This window comes from Pseudomonas sp. HN2, assembly GCF_020736465.1.
In the GTDB taxonomy this organism is placed as follows: Bacteria; Pseudomonadota; Gammaproteobacteria; order Pseudomonadales; family Pseudomonadaceae; genus Aquipseudomonas; species Aquipseudomonas moraviensis_A.
In genome coordinates this window covers 5,680,704-5,694,901 of the sequence record NZ_CP085885.1, presented here as the reverse complement: position 1 = coordinate 5,694,901, position 14,198 = coordinate 5,680,704, and the positions used below count along the sequence as shown (strand labels likewise).

Genomic DNA, 14,198 nt, shown 5'->3' with positions numbered 1-14,198 from the left:
CTTGTGGCGAGGAAGCACGCCCCCTCGCCGCAGGTTGCTTGCGACCTTGTCAGCCGGCGATGTCCGCCGTGCGCTGCCATAACGCGTAGTACACGCGACCGGATTTCTGTTCGCGATGCAGGCGCCAGTTGCCCGGCAGGCCCAACGTCGACGGCGCGGTTTCGCTTTCAGTGTAGATCCACGAGTCGGCCGCCAGCCATTGGCGCTCTTCCAGCAAAGTACAAACCGCTGGCAGCAGGTTTTGATTGAACGGCGGGTCGAGGAATACCAGATCGAACGGCGTTGCGGTCTGGGTTTCCAGGTAGCGCAGCGCATCGGCGGTTTGTACCTGACCGTTGCTGCAGCGCAGGGTGCCGAGGTGTTCTTTCAGGCTCGATACCGCAACGTTGCTGGCGTCCAGCGCCTGGGCCGTGGCCGCGCCGCGGGACAGCGCTTCGAGAAACAACGCGCCGCTGCCGGCGAACGGGTCGAGCACTTTCGCCCCTTCGACGTACGGCGCGAGCCAGTTGAACAGGGTTTCGCGCACACGATCCGGGGTCGGGCGCAGGCCCGGCGCGTCAGGAAAGCTTAGTTTGCGGCTACGCCACTGGCCACCAATGATGCGCAGTTGGTTCACGCCGTTGTGCACGTTTTGCACAGGTTTTTTCGGTGCTCGAGTCGCCATTAATGCTCCGGAACCCCGAGCGGTTGCTCGGCAGGTTTATCAGATGGGGCCGGTAACGGCTTTTGCGGCACGGTCGGGCCAGCGGTGACGATGACCATTTTCTCCGTGCTCAGGTGTTTGTTCAGCGCATCACGGACCTGCTCCACAGTCAGGCTCTGCGATTGACGCATGAAGTCGTCCAGATAGCTCAGCGGCAGATTATAGAAGCCCATGGCGCCGAGCTGGCCAACGATGTCGGCGTTGCTCGCGGTGGACAGCGGGAAGCTGCCGGCCAGTTCGCGCTTGGCATCGTCGAGTTCTTTTTGTGTCGGCCCGGTTTTCAGGTAGTCGGCGAGTACGTCCTGCACCAGTTTCAGGGTGCCTTCGCTCATCTCGGCGCGGGTCTGCAGGTTGATCATGAACGGGCCACGGGCCTGCATCGGGCTGAACGCCGAATACACGCCGTAGGTCAGGCCACGCTTCTCGCGCACTTCGCTCATCAGGCGCGTACCGAAACCACCGCCGCCGAGGATCTGATTGCCCAGCGACAGCGCGGCGTAATCCGGATCGTCGCGATCGATGCCCAGTTGCGCGAGCATCAGGTTGGTCTGTTTCGACGGAAACTCGATGTGGTTGACGCTGGCCTTTGGTTCCTGCGGCGCAGCGATCTTCGCCAGTGCCGGGCCTTTGGGCAGGGCAGAGGAGACCTGAGTGGCGATTGCCTCGGCGTCGGCTCGCGACAAATCGCCGACCAGCGCAATCACCGCATTGCCGGCGGCATAGGCCTTGGCGTGAAACTCGCGCAATTGCGCGACGGTGATCTTCGGCACGCTTTGCGGATTGCCATCGCTGGAATGCGCGTATGGATGCTCGCCGTACAGACGCTTCATCAGCTCCAGACTGGCGAGTTTGCCGGGGTTCTGTTTCTGGTATTCGAAACCGGCGAGCAACTGGTTCTTGATGCGCGCGAAGGAGTCGGCGGGAAAGGTCGGTTTGCCGACCACTTCGGCGAACAGCTTCAGCGCCGGCTCACGCTGCTCGGGTGCGCTCAGGCTGCGCAACGAGGCCAGCGCCATGTCCTTGAACGCACCGTTGCCGAAGTCGGCACCGAGCCCTTCAAATCCCTGGGCAATAGCGCCGACGTCTTTGCCAGCGATGCCTTCGTTGAGCATGGCGTTGGTCAGCACCGCGAGGCCGGGCACGTTGCCGTCCTGACTGCTGCCGGCGGCGAAGATCAGGCGCATGTCGAACATCGGCAGCTCATGGGCTTCGACAAACAGCACTTTCGCGCCTTCGGCGGTGTTCCAGGTCTGCACATCGAGCTTGCGGCTGGCCGGGGCCTTGCCGTCGAGTTCGGCCAGCGATTGCAGTTTCTGGCTGGACTTGGCGTTATCCAGTGCTTCGCTGGCGTGGCTGTCGGCGCCAGGTGACAGATAGACCGCCGCCGAACCGATCACCGCGACAGCAATCAGGCCGAGCAGCATCATGCGTGGGGTTTTGCGCTCACTCATGAGTCGTCTCCATTGGCAGGACGTGGGCGACGCTGAGACGTTCGCGGGTGAAATACTTTTTCGCGGCGTTCTGGATGTCTTGCGGAGTCACGCTTTCCAGATCGGCCAGTTCGGTGTCCATCAGCTTCCACGACAGCCCGACTGTTTCCAGTTGACCGATGGCGGTGGCCTGGCTGGTGATCGAATCACGCTCATAGACCAGCCCGGCGATGACCTGTGCGCGCACGCGTTCCAGCTCTTCGGCAGACGGTGCGGTGGTCTTCAGCTGCTCGAGCAGTTTCCACAAACCGGCTTCAGCCTGAGCGATGGTCTTTTTCTTCTGCGTGTTCGGCGTCGCCGACAGGGTGAACAGGCTGTCGCCACGGGTGTAGGCGTCGTAGTCCGACGAACCGCCGGAGACCAATTCTTCACCGCGTTCCAGTTGCGTCGGAATGCGTCCGCTGTAGCCGCCGTCGAGCAGCGCGGAGATCAGGCGCAGGGCGTTGACCGAACGTTTGTCTTCAGCCGTGGCAATGCTTGGCACGTTGAAGCCGAGCATCAGGCTGGGCAACTGGGTCTGCACGCGCAGGGTGATCTGGCGTTCGCCGGGCTCGGCCAGTTCCAGCGGTTTTTTCGCCGGTGGTACCTCGCGTTTGGCGACGGGGCCGAAGTAGCGCTGGGCGAGGGTTTTCACCTCGTCCGGAGTAACGTCACCGACCACCACCAGCGTGGCGTTGTTCGGCGCGTACCAGGATTGGTACCAGTGGCGCAGTTCTTCGACTTTCATGCGTTCCAGATCCGCCATCCAGCCGATGGTCGGCGTGTGGTAGCCGCTGGCCGGGTAGGCCATGGCTTTGTAGCGCTCGTAGGCTTTGGACATCGGCTTGTCATCGGTGCGCAGGCGGCGCTCTTCCTTGATGACTTCGATTTCCTTGGCGAACTCGTCGGCCGGCAGACGCAGGTTAGCCATGCGGTCGGCTTCCAGCTCAAAAGCCACGCCGAGGCGATCGCGGGCCAGCACTTGATAGTAGGCGGTGAAGTCGTCGCTGGTGAACGCGTTCTCTTCGGCGCCGAGGTCGCGCAGGATCAGCGAAGCTTCGCCGGGGCCGACTTTTTCGCTGCCCTTGAACATCATGTGCTCGAGCGCGTGGGACAGGCCGGTCTGGCCCGGAGTTTCGTAGCTGGAGCCGACCTTGTACCAGATCTGCGAAACGACGACAGGCGCACGATGGTCTTCGCGCACGACGACCTTGAGGCCGTTATCGAGGGTGAATTCATGGGTCGGTTGCGGGTCGGCCGCCAGGGCCGAAAGGGGCAGGCAGACTGCGCTGAGCAGCAGGCCAGCAGCGCGGCGGGCTAGAGCATTCATTCGTTTTTCAACCTGTTGGGCTGCCCGCTTGGTCTTAGCGTCGGCGGGCGAGAGGTAGGGCGTGTCATTGATCATTACCAGTACCGCGCCGGCGCCTGATAGTGTGCAGGGCAAGGCGCGAGGAGTGTGGATTGGTTGTTCCAAATAAACTCCGAGCAACGCAGCCCTGCACACTATCAGGCCCGGCCCTCCGGGTGGCGCCTGAAAACGGGCCATACTGCGTTGCAGTCCTTGGCAAGGAAAGCACATTCCCTGCGGCCTGCGCCTTGTCTGGCCCGTTTTCAGGCGGCCACGCGGTACTGGTAATGATCAATGACACGCCCTAGGATACTGATCCGTTTTACTGGCGACCACGTCTATGAGGTTCTGCAACCTGATAAGGCTGAATGGGTTTGCGGCACAAGGCAGCGGTTTGGCAACCAGACCCTGCGTTTTCGCCGATTTTTGCCGGTTTAGATCATCGTAAAAACGATCCTTGAGGTGCCTGCGGCGCCTCGACAAAATGTTGCGCGTGAACAAGCTGGATGAAACACAGTCTGTTCTGCATCGAATATTTATTTGCCGGGGCGCCCTGTTGGCGCGTCGCTACCGTGAGATAGCCGTCCTCCATGTTTGGTTCCAACGACGACAAGAAGAGCCCAGCTGCGGCTGGCGAGAAGAAAAGCCTGTTCGGATGGCTGCGGAAAAAACCGCAGGAACCCGTCGTCGAACAGCCGCCCGCGATTCCTGAGCCGGCCCCCGCGCCAGCACCCGCAATAGAAGAAGAGCCGGCGCCGATTGTGCTGCCGCTCGCCGAACCGGTGCTGCAACCGGAAGCTGAAGCCGAGCCTGAAACGCCGACCGCTGCCGAGTTGCCGCTGTCGCCCGCCGTTCAGCCGTGGTTGACCCTGCCGGTGGCAGAAGAGCCGGTGGCCCTGGTCGAAGAAGCGGCGCCCCATGTGACGCCAGTGATTCCTGCGCCGGTTGCCGAGGTGGCTGCGCAGCCTGTGCCTGAACCGGTTGTCGAGCCAGCGCCGGTCGTTGCCGAGCCAGTGGCGCCGGTTGTCCAGCCGTCCGAGCCTGCGCCTGCACCGCTTGCCGCGGCACCAGTTGTCGCTCCGATCGTGCCGGTCGAAGCCCCTGTAGAAACGCCGGTCGAAGCGTCGCGCAGCGAAGAAACCAAAGCCGGTTTCTTCGCCCGCCTCAAGCAAGGCCTGTCGAAGACCAGCGCCAGCATCGGCGAGGGCATGGCCAGCCTGTTCCTCGGCCGCAAGACCATCGACGATGATCTGCTCGACGACCTCGAAACCCGTCTGCTCACCGCCGACGTCGGCGTCGAGGCCACCACGCAAATCATCCAGCGCCTGACCCAGAAGGTTGCGCGCAAGGAACTGGCCGATGCCGACGCCCTGTACAAATCCCTGCAGGCTGAACTGGCGGCGATGCTCAAGCCGGTTGAACAGCCGCTGAAAATCGCCTCGCAGAACAAGCCTTTCGTGATTCTGGTGGTTGGCGTCAACGGCGCCGGCAAGACCACCACCATCGGCAAACTGGCGAAGAAGCTGCAGCTTGAAGGCAAGAAAGTCATGCTGGCGGCAGGCGATACTTTCCGTGCCGCAGCTGTTGAGCAATTGCAGGTGTGGGGCGAGCGCAACAAGATTCCGGTGATCGCCCAGCACACCGGCGCCGATTCGGCTTCGGTGATCTTCGATGCCGTGCAAGCGGCCAAGGCCCGTGGCATTGATGTGCTGATCGCCGACACCGCCGGTCGTCTGCACACCAAAGACAACCTGATGGAAGAACTGAAAAAGGTTCGCCGGGTGATCGGCAAGCTCGACGCCGACGCGCCGCACGAAGTGCTGCTGGTCCTCGACGCCGGCACTGGCCAGAACGCCATCAACCAGGCCAAGCAGTTCAACCAGACCGTCGAACTGACCGGTCTGGCGCTGACCAAGCTCGATGGCACCGCCAAGGGCGGGGTGATTTTCGCCCTGGCCAAGCAGTTCGGTTTGCCGATCCGCTATATCGGCGTCGGTGAAGGCATCGACGATTTGCGCACCTTTGAAGCCGAACCCTTTGTCCAGGCACTGTTTGCCGAGCGGGAGCGTTCATGATTCGTTTCGAACAGGTCGGTAAACGCTACCCGAACGGTCACGTCGGCTTGCATGAGCTGAGCTTTCGAGTCCGTCGTGGCGAGTTCTTGTTTGTCACCGGTCACTCAGGTGCCGGTAAATCCACGCTGTTGCGCCTGTTGTTGGCAATGGAACGGCCGACCAGCGGCAAATTGCTGCTCGCCGGGCAGGACCTGAGCACCATCAGCAACGCGCAGATTCCATTTCTGCGCCGGCAGATCGGCGTAGTTTTCCAGAACCATCAATTGCTGTTCGATCGCACGGTGTTTAACAACGTCGCGTTGCCGCTGCAGATTCTTGGCCTGTCCAAGGCTGAGATCGCCAAGCGCGTCGATTCGGCGCTGGAACGCGTGGCGCTGTCGGACAAAACCGATCTTTACCCGGGCGACCTGTCCACTGGTCAACAGCAGCGCGTCGGCATTGCCCGCGCCATCGTCCATCGCCCGGCCTTGCTGCTGGCGGACGAACCGACCGGTAACCTCGACCCGCGACTGGCGGCGGAAATCATGGGCGTGTTCGAAGACATCAACCGTCTGGGCACCAGCGTGCTGATCGCCAGTCACGACCTGGCGCTGATCGCGCGCATGCGTCACCGCATGCTGACCCTGCAACGCGGCCGCTTGATCGGCGACGGGGAGGCCGGGGTATGAGTGCGACACGCAGTCCGAAGGTTTCCGAGCGCGTGGCCCCGAAAGCCGCTGATCCGCAACCGCAGAAGAAGCAAAAGCACGACGATGACGACGGCCCGGACTTCGCCACGTTGTTCCGCGCCTGGATCGAAAGCCACCGCGCCAGCCTGCTCGACAGCCTGCGCCGCCTTGGCAAGCAGCCGATCGGCAGTTTCTTCACCTGCATGGTGATGGCCGTTGCGCTGAGTCTGCCGATGGGGCTTTCGCTGTTGCTCAACAACGTCGAGCGTCTCGGCGGTTCCTGGCAGCGCGCGGCGCAGATTTCCCTGTACCTGCAACTCGATGCCAGCGCGGAACAGGGCGAAGCGCTGCGCGAGCAGATCAAAGGCATGCCCGGCGTCGCGGATGCCGAATATGTCGGCCGCGATCAGGCGCTTGAGGAGTTCCAGCAGCAGTCCGGCCTGGGCGAAGCCCTGCGTGAGTTGCCGGAGAACCCGTTGCCGGGTGTGGTGCTGGTGACACCGAACGAAGTCGACAAGCCGACACTCGAAGCATTAAGACAAAAACTTTCCGAGCTGCCCAAGGTACAACAGGCACAACTTGATCTAGTCTGGGTCGAGCGTCTGGCCGCCATCCTCAAGCTTGGCGACCGCTTTGTCTTCGGTCTGACGGTGTTGTTGGTGTCTGCATTACTTTTGGTGATAGGCAATACCATTCGTCTTCATATTGAAAACCGCCGCACCGAGATAGAAGTGATTAAACTCGTCGGCGGCACTGACAGTTATGTGCGCCGCCCTTTCCTTTATATGGGCGCGTTGTATGGCTTCGGTGCAGGGCTGTTGTCCTGGGGCGTATTGGCGTTCGGCCTGAACTGGCTGAACGATGCGGTGGTTGGACTGGCCGGCTTGTACGGCAGTGATTTCGCCCTGGCCGGCGTGCCAGTGGCCGACGGTCTGTCGCTCTTGCTTGGCGCGGTGCTGTTGGGTTATATCGGTGCATGGATTGCAGTCGCACGTCATCTCAGGGAGCTGGCGCCGAAGTAGAATCTTTTTTGCGCGTGATTGACCTTGCGGTTTTTATGGGAACTTGTACTTGAGTTCCCGGTCAATTTTTCGCAGTGCCGAGAGGCACGAGTATGTGAGTGGGAGGTTTTTTCGTATGACCAATTCTTTGCAACCTGCGTATGCGTTGGTTCCGGGTGCGAACCTGGAAGCCTACGTGCACACCGTCAACAGCATTCCATTGCTGACGCCGGAGCAGGAGCGTGAACTGGCCGAGAGTCTCTACTATGAGCAGGATTTGGGGGCGGCTCGGCAGATGGTGCTCGCCCACCTGCGTTTTGTCGTACACATTGCCCGTAGCTACTCCGGCTACGGTCTGGCTCAGGCTGACCTGATCCAGGAAGGTAACGTCGGCCTGATGAAGGCCGTCAAGCGCTTCAACCCGGAAATGGGTGTGCGTCTGGTATCGTTCGCCGTGCACTGGATCAAGGCGGAAATTCACGAATTCATCCTGCGCAACTGGCGCATTGTGAAAGTCGCGACCACCAAGGCCCAGCGCAAGCTGTTCTTCAACCTGCGCAGCCAGAAGAAACGTCTGGCGTGGCTGAACAACGAGGAAGTCCACCGTGTGGCGGAAAGCCTCGGCGTCGAACCACGTGAAGTGCGCGAGATGGAAAGTCGCCTGACCGGCCATGACATGGCCTTCGACCCGGCTGCGGAAGCCGACGATGACAGCGCTTTCCAGTCGCCGGCCAACTACCTGGAAGACCACCGGTACGACCCGGCGCGTCAGCTGGAAGATGCCGACTGGAGCGACAACTCCAACACCAACCTGCACGAAGCACTGGAAGTGCTGGACGAGCGCAGCCGTGACATCCTCTACCAGCGCTGGCTGGCGGAAGAGAAGGCCACGCTGCACGACCTGGCGCAGAAGTACAACGTGTCGGCCGAGCGAATCCGTCAGCTCGAGAAGAGCGCGATGAACAAGCTCAAGTTGTCGATCGCCGCGTAACCGGCGCATCAGCAATAAAAAACGCCCCGATCAGCGATGATCGGGGCGTTTTCATTTCGACTGCCACACAAAACCCCTGTAGGAGTGAGCCTGCTCGCGATAGCGGTTTGTCAGTAACGCAGATGTTGACTGACAACATGCTATCGCGAGCAGGCTCACTCCTACATTAGATCTTCGGTGTTATTCAGCCCAAGGCGCCCGCCGCGAAGCGTTCAGCCCCAGCAAATAACTGTCCCCACCCAACTGACTCATCTGCTGCCGAATCCAGCCAGCCCGACGCGACACATAACCGGTCGGGTGACTCGCGCTCCATACCCGCGGATTGGGCAAGACGGCAGCCAGATAACTCGCCTGCTGGCGCGACAACGATTTCGCACCCACGCCAAAGTGATGGCGGGCCGCCGCTTCGGCGCCAAACACGCCGTCATCCCATTCGACGCTGTTCAGGTACACCTCAAGAATCCGCTGTTTGGGCCAGAACACTTCGATCAACGCGGTAAACCACGCTTCCAGGCCCTTGCGCAGATAGCTGCGGCCGGACCACAAAAACAGATTTTTCGACACTTGCTGGCTCAAGGTGCTGGCGCCGCGAATCGAGCCGCCCAGCTCGTTGTGGGCCAGCGCAGCCTGGATCGCGCGCAGATCGAAGCCCCAGTGCTCGGGGAATTTCTGATCCTCGCCGGCAATCACCGCCACCTTCAAGTCATCGGAGATCTCATTCCACGGTTTCCAGGTGCGCTGCAGGTCGATCGGCTCACCGTCGATCCAGGATTCGACCTTGCGCTCGACCATCAGCGCCGTGACCGGCGGTGGCACGAAGCGAAACACCAGCACCAGCAAGACACTGCCGCCGGCGAACCAGAGCAGGGCCTTCGTGAGACGACGGAAAATTGAACGCAGCATAGAGATGGCTTGGCCGAACCCGTGGAGCGGGCCATTATACAGACCCTGCCGATCGCGTCTGACTGGAGTTCCCCATGCTGCGTGGCTTTTTGATGCTGGCCGCTTTTTTCGGATTCACCGGTGTTGCGCTGGGCGCGTTCGCCGCCCATGGCCTGAAAAACCGCCTTACCCCGGAATACCTGGCGATTTTCCATACCGGCGTCACCTATCAATTGGTGCACACTCTTGCGCTGTTCGGGGTGGCGCTGCTGGCCACGCAAATTCAAGGGCGCCTGATCACTTGGGCCGGCGTGTCCTTCAGCGTCGGCATTCTGTTGTTCTCCGGCAGCCTGTATCTGCTGACCACCACCGGCATCAGCAAGCTAGGCATCATTACCCCGTTTGGTGGTCTCGCATTTCTGGTCGGTTGGTTATGTTTGGGGCTAGCTGCCTGGCGCTTGCAGCTAACCGCTTGACGCTTGGTACTGACCTTTAGGTCATGATCGGGCTAGAATGCCAGCCCCTAAAAATGATGGCGGCGTTGTGCATGCGCATTCAGTTGAACGGTGAGTCCTTTGAATTGCCCGACGGTGAAACCGTTGCGGGCCTGATCACCCGTCTGGAGCTGACCGGACGCCGGGTGGCGGTCGAGCTCAATCTGGACATCGTTCCGCGCAGCCAGCATGCCGATACCACGCTCAATGACGGCGACAGCGTCGAAGTGGTCCACGCCATCGGCGGCGGCTGATTGTCCCGGCCCGCAAGGGCAAAGAATTCTGCAAGACCCTCACCCCTCAAGAGGATTCCCCATGAGCATCGTTCGTAGCGACAAGCCTTTTGTGCTGGCCGGTCGTACTTACCAGTCGCGTTTGCTGGTCGGTACCGGCAAGTACCGTGACATGGAAGAAACCCGCCAGGCCATCGAAGCCTCGGGCGCCGAGATTGTCACCTTCGCCGTGCGCCGCACCAACCTGGGCCAGATCGAAGGCGAGCCGAACCTGCTCGAAGTGCTGTCGCCGGATCGCTACACCTTCCTGCCGAACACCGCTGGTTGCTACGACGCTATCGAAGCCGTGCGCACCTGCCGCCTCGCACGTGAATTGCTCGACGGCCACAACCTGGTGAAGCTGGAAGTGCTGGCTGACCAGAAGACCCTGTTCCCCAACGTGATCGAAACCCTCAAGGCCGCCGAAACCCTGGTCAAGGAAGGCTTCGACGTGATGGTGTACACCAGCGATGACCCGATCATCGCCCGCCAACTGGCGGAAATCGGCTGCATCGCGGTGATGCCGCTGGCCGGTCTGATCGGCTCCGGTCTGGGTATCTGCAATCCGTACAACCTGCAGATCATCCTCGAAGAAGCGAAGATTCCGGTGCTGGTGGATGCCGGTGTCGGTACTGCTTCCGACGCGACCATCGCCATGGAACTGGGGTGCGACGCCGTACTGATGAACTCGGCCATCGCTCACGCCCAGCAACCGGTAATGATGGCGCAAGCCATGCAGCACGCCATCGTCGCCGGCCGTCTGGCGTACCTCGCCGGCCGCATGCCGAAAAAACTTTATGCCAGCGCCTCTTCGCCGCTGGATGGTCTGATCAAGTAAGAGCCATTGATGACTGAATCGAACGACACGCCTGTCCAGCCGGACGAAGGCGACGAGCGCCAACACCGCCGCATCAAGAGTTTCGTGATGCGCGCCGGGCGCATGACCGAAGGCCAGCAACGCGGCCTGGATCAGGGCGCGCCGCTGTACGTGCTGCCGCTGGCCGATGCGCCGGTCGATTACGACCAGGTGTTCGGCCGCTCGGCACCGCGCTCGCTGGAAATCGGTTTCGGCATGGGCCATTCGCTGCTGGAAATGGCCGCGGCGGCGCCGGAGCAGGATTTCATCGGCGTTGAAGTGCACCGTCCGGGTGTCGGTGCGCTGCTCAATGGCGTACTGACCCAAGGGCTGACCAACCTGCGGGTCTACGATTGCGACGCGATCGAAGTGCTCAACCGCTGCATCGCCGACAACAGCCTCGATCGCCTGATGCTGTTCTTCCCGGATCCGTGGCACAAGAGCCGTCACCACAAGCGCCGCATCGTCCAGGCCTCGTTCGCCGAACTGGTGCGCAGCAAGCTCAAGGTCGGCGGCATTCTGCACATGGCCACCGACTGGGAACCGTACGCCGAGTACATGCTGGAAGTGATGAACGTCGCCCCGGGCTACCGCAACCTCGCCGAAGACGGCAAATGCGTCCCGCGCCCGGCCGAACGCCCGATCACCAAGTTCGAACGCCGCGGCGAACGCCTTGGCCATGGCGTGTGGGATCTGAAGTTCGAAAAACAGTCCTGAGCATCACGCGGTAAAAATGTAGGAGTGAGCCTGCTCGCGATTGCGGTCTGACATTCAACCTCTTCGGTGACTGTCAGACCGCAATCGCGAGCAGGCTCACTCCTACAGTTGTTTTGGGTGTGCTGAAAGATCAGCGGCGGTCAGCGACCACGCCGATCAGCACCAGCACAACCAGAAGCACCGGCGCCAGGCTGTAGTTGTTGAACTGGCTCAGGCCCTTGATCACCCACGGCGTCGCGTAGATCAGCGCGGCGCCGCTGCCGATCAGGCAGAGCAGGGCCATCAGGGGCACGCGCAGGGCGCCGGCGATGCTGCCCAGGCGTTGCTCGACCCAGCCTTTGAAGTCGGCGCCGAACAGCACCAGCAGGCAACCGACCAGCGCCAAAGCGATTTCCGAGAGATTGCTGCGGCTCCAGCGGGAGACGGTGGCCAGCAGGTCGAGTATCAAATCCATGCGTTTTCCCTTTGAGCTGAAGTCAGTTCAGAAATTGTTGCAGCAAGTCGTTGAGGAACAGCTGGCCGCGTTCGGTCGCCGCCAGGCGTGACGGTTCGACCTGCAACAGGCCGCTTTGTTCGGCCTCGCGGCGGCCTTCGGCGAGGCTGTCCAGCGACAGTCCGGTGCGTTCCGGATACAGGCGCGATTCGACCCCGGCAGTCAGGCGCAGGGCGTTCATCAGGAACTCGAACGGCATCTCGTCATTGCTCAGCGATTTTTCGCCAGCCTGAAAGCTTTTCGCCGGGTTCAGATAATCCTTCGGCAGGCGGGTTTTCCATGTGCGCACGATGCGTCCGTCCGGGTGACTCAATTTGCCATGGGCGCCGGCGCCGATGCCGATAAAGTCGCCGAAGCTCCAGTAATTGAGGTTGTGCCGCGCCGGGCGATCGGGCTGGGCATATGCCGACACTTCGTATTGCGCGTAACCGTGCTCGGCCAGCAGCGCCTGACCAGCTTCCTGAATGTCCCACAGCGTGTCGTCTTCCGGCAGCACCGGCGGCTGATTCCAGAACACCGTGTTGGGTTCAAGCGTCAGCTGATACCAGGAAATGTGCGTCGGCTTCAGCGCGATGGCCTGACGCAGGTCGCTCAAGGCATCGTCCAGCGACTGATCGGGCAAACCGTGCATCAAGTCGAGGTTGAAATTATCGAACCCGGCCTGTCGCGCCATGCCCGCCGCACGAACGGCTTCGTCACCATTGTGGATGCGACCAAGGGCCTCAAGCTTTTCCTGCTGAAAGCTCTGGATGCCGATCGACAGGCGATTGATCCCCAGCTTGCGATAGGCGACGAACTTCTCTTGCTCGAAGGTGCCCGGATTGGCCTCGAGGGTAATTTCGATGTCGTCGGCGAACGGGATGCGCTGCTCGACGCCCTTCAACAAACGTCCGAGGGCGTCGGGGCTGAACAGGCTCGGCGTACCACCACCGAAGAAAATCGAGGTCAGCTCACGGCCATACACCGCATGCAGATCCTGATCGAGATCGGCCAGCAGCGCGTCGACGTACTCCTGCTCCGGCAGCACCGGGCTGGCGGTGTGCGAGTTGAAATCGCAATACGGGCATTTGCGCACACACCACGGGATGTGGATGTACAGCGCCAGGGGCGGCAGAGTTGGCAGCGGCGCCCGAGGCGAGGAAGCGGCGCCGCCGATGATCAGCGACGACGCGGAAGAATCAGTGGTCATTTCAAGCCCAGACGCTGGCGCAGCAGATCCATTGCACGGGCGCGGTGGCTGATCTGGTTCTTGTCGGCCGGGCTCAGCTCGGCGCTGGAGCAGTCGCGCTCCGGCACCCAGAACAGCGGGTCGTAACCGAAGCCGTGTTCGCCGCTGGCCGCGGTGAGGATGCGCCCGTGCCACAGACCTTCGCAGAGAATCGGCAGCGGATCATCGGCGTGGCGCACCAGCGCCAGCACGCAAACGAACTGCGCGCCGCGCTCGGCTTGCGGCACATCTTTCAGCGCGTCGAGCAGCTTGGCATTGTTCGCCGCATCGCCCTGGCCGTCGGCATAACGCGCCGAGTAGATGCCCGGCGCACCGCCAAGGAAATCCACGGCCAGACCGGAGTCGTCGGCCAGTGCCGGCAGCCCGGAAATGCGCGCGGCGTTGCGTGCCTTGAGGATCGCGTTCTCGACGAACGACAGGCCGGTTTCTTCCGGCTCGACCTTGCTCCATTCGCCAATCGAGCGCAGTTGCACCGAGTCGCCGAGCATGGCCTGGAGTTCTTTGAGTTTGCCGGCGTTATGGCTGGCCAGTACGAGCTGCTTGATGTTCATCATTCGCCGGGAAAAAGTTCTTGGTTGAAGTTGATGGTGTTGATCTTGTCGCCGTTCTGCACCTTGATTTCAAAGGTGCGGGTTTCCTGCTGCGGTACCGGGTACTGGGCGATGTAGTAGATCGCGCCCTGTTCGGTGACCTGGCGGAATTTCAGCGCCACGCTGTTGCTGGTCAGGTCCTTGACCGTGCCGGTGACGCTGGCGATCAGCGGTTTGCCGTCCTTGGTCACCGAGACGTTGATCACGCCCTGGTTCTTGCTGCGGATCAGTTCCGCCGCCTTGGCGATGTCGGGCGTCAGAAACGTCGAGTTGAAAGTGTTGTAGTGCACCGTGACATCGCCGAAGGTTTCCTTGCGTTCACCTTTGATGACGTCTGCCGCCATGGCGCCAGCGCTCAGGCAGGCGGTGAGTAACAGCAACGCTGGACGACTCATGTTCGTGCTCCTCGAA

General features: G+C 61.5%; 16 protein-coding genes. 8 read left to right on the top strand and 8 right to left on the bottom strand.

What is annotated here, in order from left to right:
• Positions 1-49 precede the first annotated feature (49 nt).
• From rsmD to LIS66_RS25325, 3 genes are read right to left on the bottom strand one after another with little or no spacing between them, the layout of a single operon-like run.
• Entirely contained in the window at positions 50-664 is a 615-nt protein-coding gene (gene rsmD / locus LIS66_RS25335) for a 16S rRNA (guanine(966)-N(2))-methyltransferase RsmD (RefSeq protein ID WP_101161286.1), read from the bottom strand.
• On the bottom strand, positions 664-2,154 hold the full coding sequence (locus LIS66_RS25330) for a M16 family metallopeptidase (protein WP_227973250.1): 1,491 nt from the start codon (positions 2,152-2,154) through the stop codon (positions 664-666). Before LIS66_RS25330 ends, rsmD begins: the two co-directional genes overlap by 1 nt.
• Positions 2,147-3,502, bottom strand: a complete 1,356-nt coding sequence (locus tag LIS66_RS25325; protein ID WP_064364743.1) for a M16 family metallopeptidase — start codon at positions 3,500-3,502, stop codon at positions 2,147-2,149. Before LIS66_RS25325 ends, LIS66_RS25330 begins: the two co-directional genes overlap by 8 nt.
• Before the next feature lie 608 nt (positions 3,503-4,110).
• On the opposite strand from LIS66_RS25325, the gene ftsY reads away from it, so the two are divergent.
• The 4 genes from ftsY to rpoH all read left to right on the top strand — a co-directional run bounded on the left by ftsY (position 4,111) and on the right by rpoH (position 8,255).
• Positions 4,111-5,595 carry a signal recognition particle-docking protein FtsY gene (gene ftsY, locus LIS66_RS25320; protein ID WP_227973249.1) on the top strand — a complete coding sequence of 495 codons (1,485 nt, stop codon included), beginning with the start codon at positions 4,111-4,113 and terminating at the stop codon, positions 5,593-5,595.
• Entirely contained in the window at positions 5,592-6,263 is a 672-nt protein-coding gene (gene ftsE, locus LIS66_RS25315; RefSeq protein WP_003229148.1) for a cell division ATP-binding protein FtsE, read from the top strand. Before ftsY ends, ftsE begins: the two co-directional genes overlap by 4 nt.
• A complete protein-coding gene (gene ftsX, locus LIS66_RS25310) occupies positions 6,260-7,285 on the top strand; it encodes a permease-like cell division protein FtsX (RefSeq protein ID WP_227973248.1) in 1,026 nt (341 codons plus the stop codon). Before ftsE ends, ftsX begins: the two co-directional genes overlap by 4 nt.
• 115 nt (positions 7,286-7,400) lie before the next feature.
• Positions 7,401-8,255, top strand: a complete 855-nt coding sequence (gene rpoH, locus LIS66_RS25305; protein WP_016772717.1) for an RNA polymerase sigma factor RpoH — start codon at positions 7,401-7,403, stop codon at positions 8,253-8,255.
• Positions 8,256-8,435: 180 nt separating this feature from the next.
• Here the strand turns inward: rpoH and mtgA are convergent, their stop codons facing one another.
• Positions 8,436-9,158 carry a monofunctional biosynthetic peptidoglycan transglycosylase gene (gene mtgA, locus LIS66_RS25300; RefSeq protein WP_227973247.1) on the bottom strand — a complete coding sequence of 241 codons (723 nt, stop codon included), beginning with the start codon at positions 9,156-9,158 and terminating at the stop codon, positions 8,436-8,438.
• A gap of 74 nt (positions 9,159-9,232) precedes the next feature.
• Between mtgA and LIS66_RS25295 the strand changes: the two genes are divergently transcribed.
• The 4 genes from LIS66_RS25295 to trmB all read left to right on the top strand — a co-directional run bounded on the left by LIS66_RS25295 (position 9,233) and on the right by trmB (position 11,476).
• On the top strand, positions 9,233-9,613 hold the full coding sequence (locus LIS66_RS25295) for a DUF423 domain-containing protein (RefSeq protein ID WP_123417803.1): 381 nt from the start codon (positions 9,233-9,235) through the stop codon (positions 9,611-9,613).
• A 71-nt stretch (positions 9,614-9,684) separates the two neighbouring features.
• Positions 9,685-9,885, top strand: a complete 201-nt coding sequence (gene thiS, locus LIS66_RS25290) for a sulfur carrier protein ThiS (RefSeq protein ID WP_042606691.1) — start codon at positions 9,685-9,687, stop codon at positions 9,883-9,885.
• A gap of 61 nt (positions 9,886-9,946) precedes the next feature.
• Positions 9,947-10,741 carry a thiazole synthase gene (locus LIS66_RS25285; protein ID WP_007964131.1) on the top strand — a complete coding sequence of 265 codons (795 nt, stop codon included), beginning with the start codon at positions 9,947-9,949 and terminating at the stop codon, positions 10,739-10,741.
• 9 nt (positions 10,742-10,750) lie between these two features.
• Positions 10,751-11,476 carry a tRNA (guanosine(46)-N7)-methyltransferase TrmB gene (gene trmB, locus LIS66_RS25280; protein WP_042606558.1) on the top strand — a complete coding sequence of 242 codons (726 nt, stop codon included), beginning with the start codon at positions 10,751-10,753 and terminating at the stop codon, positions 11,474-11,476.
• 130 nt (positions 11,477-11,606) lie between these two features.
• Here trmB and LIS66_RS25275 read toward each other — a convergent pair whose 3' ends face one another.
• The 4 genes from LIS66_RS25275 to LIS66_RS25260 are packed head-to-tail and all read right to left on the bottom strand — an operon-like array spanning position 11,607 to position 14,182.
• Positions 11,607-11,930, bottom strand: a complete 324-nt coding sequence (locus LIS66_RS25275; RefSeq protein ID WP_008083808.1) for a DUF3392 domain-containing protein — start codon at positions 11,928-11,930, stop codon at positions 11,607-11,609.
• Positions 11,931-11,952: 22 nt separating this feature from the next.
• A complete protein-coding gene (gene hemW, locus LIS66_RS25270; protein ID WP_227973246.1) occupies positions 11,953-13,158 on the bottom strand; it encodes a radical SAM family heme chaperone HemW in 1,206 nt (401 codons plus the stop codon).
• Complete coding sequence (gene rdgB / locus LIS66_RS25265) at positions 13,155-13,751, bottom strand: RdgB/HAM1 family non-canonical purine NTP pyrophosphatase (protein WP_024014661.1); 597 nt, start codon at positions 13,749-13,751, stop codon at positions 13,155-13,157. The genes hemW and rdgB overlap by 4 nt, the downstream gene beginning before the upstream one ends.
• Entirely contained in the window at positions 13,748-14,182 is a 435-nt protein-coding gene (locus LIS66_RS25260) for a DUF4426 domain-containing protein (RefSeq protein ID WP_227973245.1), read from the bottom strand. Before LIS66_RS25260 ends, rdgB begins: the two co-directional genes overlap by 4 nt.
• Positions 14,183-14,198: the final 16 nt, after the last annotated feature.